The 3,921-nt window shown below is 53.9% G+C and carries 4 protein-coding genes; all 4 read left to right on the top strand.

What is annotated here, in order from left to right:
- Positions 1-76 precede the first annotated feature (76 nt).
- Complete coding sequence (locus ACESMW_RS17810) at positions 77-1,036, top strand: NAD-dependent epimerase/dehydratase family protein (protein WP_372988324.1); 960 nt, start codon at positions 77-79, stop codon at positions 1,034-1,036.
- A 1-nt stretch (position 1,037) separates the two neighbouring features.
- Entirely contained in the window at positions 1,038-1,595 is a 558-nt protein-coding gene (locus ACESMW_RS17805) for a sugar transferase (RefSeq protein WP_372988323.1), read from the top strand.
- A complete protein-coding gene (locus ACESMW_RS17800) occupies positions 1,592-3,535 on the top strand; it encodes a polysaccharide biosynthesis protein (RefSeq protein ID WP_372988322.1) in 1,944 nt (647 codons plus the stop codon). Before ACESMW_RS17805 ends, ACESMW_RS17800 begins: the two co-directional genes overlap by 4 nt.
- Positions 3,536-3,612: 77 nt before the next feature.
- The coding region (locus ACESMW_RS17795) for an MBL fold metallo-hydrolase (protein ID WP_372988321.1) at positions 3,613-3,921 on the top strand (309 nt) is incomplete at its 3' end.

Raw genomic sequence — 3,921 nt, 5'->3', positions numbered from 1 at the left:
TTCCACTTAGCCTCCTGGTTGGCAGCACGGCAATCTTCTTGATTCCCCTTGTCTGGCAATTCTGAAGGTCGGGCAGATGTCTGAACGTCTGAAGGTACTATTAACCGGCGCGACAGGTTTTATTGGCGCGGGCATAGTCCGTGAGCTCTGTCAGAGTCCGCGATACAATGTAACGGCGGCAGTCAGGCGCAAAGATTCTGTGCCGGGTCACGCGACCGTCGTGGTGGGTGACATCGGTGGCGGTACGGACTGGTCCGAGGCTCTCAGACACCAGAAGGTGGTAATTCACTTGGCTGGCCAGTCAGCGGTTTCTGGTAAGGCGCGAGCTTTTGATCTGGAGAATCTCAGAGAGGTAAATGTTGCAGGTACCGTTAACCTCGCCAGACAGGCCGCGGGGTCTGGGGTTCGAAGATTCATCTTTATCAGCTCGGTAAAGATTCATGGTGAGCAAACGCTTCCCGGTCGGCCTTTCAATGCGGACTCCGCGCCGAGGCCGGAAGATGAGTATGCTGCATCCAAACTGGAAGCGGAAAAGGCTCTCCGGGCTGTGGCCCTGGAATCCGGGATGGAGTTGGTGATTATCCGGCCGCCGATGGTTTATGGCCCGGGTGGTGGAGGAAACTTTGCGCTTCTGGCCACTGCGGTTCACCGGAAGTGGCCCTTGCCGTTTGGCGCCGTTAAAAATCGACGGGCCCTGGTGGCGCTGGATAACCTTGTTGATTTGGTTATAAAGTGTATCGATCATCCAAATGCCGTAAACCGGGCTTTTCTGGTGTCTGATGGAGAGGATCTCTCAACGCCTGAGCTTCTTCGGCGGATGGCAGCGGCACTGGACACGCCCAGTTTGGTAATGAGTTTTCCGCCCGGTCTATTGGCGCTTGCTGCGATGTGTTTGGGCAAAAAACGTTTGGTTCAGCGATTGACAGGTTCCCTTGAGGTAGATATTTCAGAGACGCGAAATCTCCTGAACTGGAAACCACCGCTCTCGGTCGATGAAGGGCTCTCACGATGTCTGGTTCGCTCACGGGAGAAGTAATGTGATCCGTTGTTTTGATGTTCTTCTTTCTCTCTTGGGGTTGGTCGTCGGCTTGCCGATTCTGGTGTTGCTCTACATTGCCGGGCTGATGGATACCGGGTCTCCTGTTTTCCGCCAGCAAAGAGTGGGTCGAAATCAGAGAACGTTCACCTTGATAAAGTTTCGGACCATGAAAAAAAACACGGAGGCTGTTGCAAGCCATCTGGCAGATACGGCTTCTGTTACAAAGTGGGGGCGTTTTCTCAGGCGCACGAAGTTGGATGAACTGCCTCAGTTGTGGAATGTGTTCAAAGGTGAGATGAGTCTCGTGGGCCCGAGGCCCTGTCTGTTGAGCCAGAGTGAATTGATCTCAGAGCGGCAGGCATGTGGTGTTTTCAGAGCCAGGCCGGGGATCACCGGCCTGGCCCAGATAAACGGAATTGATATGTCGACGCCGAGATTATTGGCGGAAACGGACGCCCAAATGCTGGCAAACCTGACGGTGAAAAACTATTTTCGCTTTATTGCCTTGACTGTTATTGGCAAGGGTGCCGGAGATCGTGTGAGGGATTCACAATGATTCATGTTTTTTTAGACATGCCCAGAGTCTATAAGCGGCTTATTTCCGTCGCTTTTGACATGGTGATTCTTTTCTTTGCTATCTGGGCCGCTTTCGCACTGCGCCTTGAACAGGACCTCTGGATTCCGACTCGCGGGCACATGTTGGTTGCGGGGATAACCGTGGTGTTCACGATTGCTGTTTTTATTCGCCTGGGTCTTTACCGTGCTGTTATTCGGTTTCTGGGTGACCAGGCGTTTCTCACGATTGTTTACGGGGTGATTGCGTCTTCGCTGGCACTTATTGTGCTTGGGTATGTGTTGCAGGTACCGGTACCACGGTCTGTACCTATCATCTACGGGGCCCTTGCCTTTTTGTTCGTGGGAGGCACGCGGCTCGGTGTGCGAATCCTTGTAAATCACCCTGGTCAGCGAGATAAAGAGCCCGTGGCTATTGTGGGGGCTGGGGAAACGGCAATGGCGTTGGCGTCGGCACTGCGTCAGGGAACTGAATACAGGCCTGTTGTTTTCGTGACGCTTGAACGCTCCCATCACAAATCCACGATCGATGGTTTGCCCGTTGTAACGATTGATCTGGTTGCCAAGAACGTTTCAAAGTACGGTGCGCGCCGGATCTTGTTGGCACTGGATCCGGACTCCGGAGTTGATCGGAAATCACTGTTGCTGCATCTGGAAAGTCTGGAAGTGCCGGTGCAAACCGTGCCCTCGATGACGGAGCTTGTCGCGGGCCAGGCCCGGATAAACGACATACGTGATCTTGATATCGCAGATTTATTGGGTAGAGAGCCGGTGAGACCGGATGCTGCCCGTGTGGCTGCCAGTCTTTACGGTAAGTCAGTCATGGTAACGGGAGCCGGCGGCTCGATTGGTTCTGAGTTATGTCGTCAGATCTTGCGCCACAAGCCGAGCAAACTGATCTTGTTCGAGCAGAGTGAGTATTTGCTTTATTTTATTGAGCGTGAGCTTGCCTCGATCAATCAGGTCGAAGAGCTCGGTGTGGAAATCCGCGCTCTTCTGGGAAGCGTGGTTCACCGGCGCAGATGCGAGGCTGTATTGAGGGCGTTTGGTGTTCAGACGGTCTATCATTCCGCGGCTTACAAACATGTTCCCCTTGTTGAGCACAACATTATTGAAGGTGTCCAGAACAATGTCTTCGGTACCTTTCATCTGGCAGAGGCTGCAATCGCGGCAGATGTTGAGCGCTTCGTTCTGATTTCCACTGATAAAGCGGTGCGGCCGACCAACGTTATGGGTGCCAGCAAGCGAATGGCTGAGCTGGTCTTGCAGGGGTTGGCCGAGCGACAGAAGGCAACCGTGTTTTCTATGGTTCGATTTGGCAATGTGCTGGGGTCTTCCGGGTCTGTTGTCCCTCTGTTCCGGGACCAGATTCGCGATGGCGGGCCTGTTACTGTGACCCACCCGGATATTACCCGTTATTTTATGACTATTCCGGAGGCCAGCCAGTTGGTATTGCAGGCTGGCAGTATGGGCCGGGGCGGTGAAGTGTTTGTGCTGGATATGGGCGAGCCGGTTAAAATAGCCGACCTGGCCCGCAAAATGATTCATTTGATGGGGATGACCGAGAAGACCCCCGACAGGCCCGATGGAGACATTGACATCGTTTTTACGGGCCTTCGCCCAGGGGAGAAGCTCTATGAGGAGCTTTTGATTGGGGATGACCCGCAAGGAACTGCCCACAATCGGATCATGATGGCCAGAGAAGTTTCTATACCTTGGGAAGAACTTGAATCCACGCTAAACCGGTTGATGCGTGCAAGCCAGGATTTTAACTGTGCCGAGATAATAAAAATCCTCCGGGAGGCACCGACAGCCTTTGCCCCGAACGATGATTTGGCCGATCTTGTATGGTGCAACGGCGGTGGTGAAAAGGACGGCCTGCCATTGGGGGGAGGTAAGATCCGCCGGTTGCCATTGGCATAGGATGCTAATGGTGTTTGGGTTGTTTAGATGGCGGTGGTGGAGCTGCTTTTCTTTACTGACAACAGGGAATGTTGAAGATGATTGATATTTCGCATCACGGCGCCACGTCTGGCGTTACTGGCTCTTGCCATGAGTTGATTCTAACTCCGGGATTGAAAAAGGGGCCTGACCCCGCGGGGTCAGGCCCCAACTTCACCGCCACAAACTCCGCCGGTATCCTCATAGACTGCGGCCTGTTCCAGGGCCAGGACGAAGGCCGCGGCGCCTCTGCCACTGACCTCTCCATTGATTTTCCCATTGATCATATCCGGGCCCTGGTGGTCACCCATGTGCATATCGACCACGTAGGGCGCATCCCCTATTTGCTGGCGGCGGGTTTTGAGGGG

The sequence above is a fragment of the Marinobacter sp. genome (assembly GCF_041690455.1).
In the GTDB taxonomy this organism is placed as follows: domain Bacteria; phylum Pseudomonadota; class Gammaproteobacteria; order Pseudomonadales; family Oleiphilaceae; genus Marinobacter.
The sequence above is the reverse complement of the archived record's forward strand: the minus strand, read 5'-3'. Positions and strand labels throughout refer to the sequence as shown.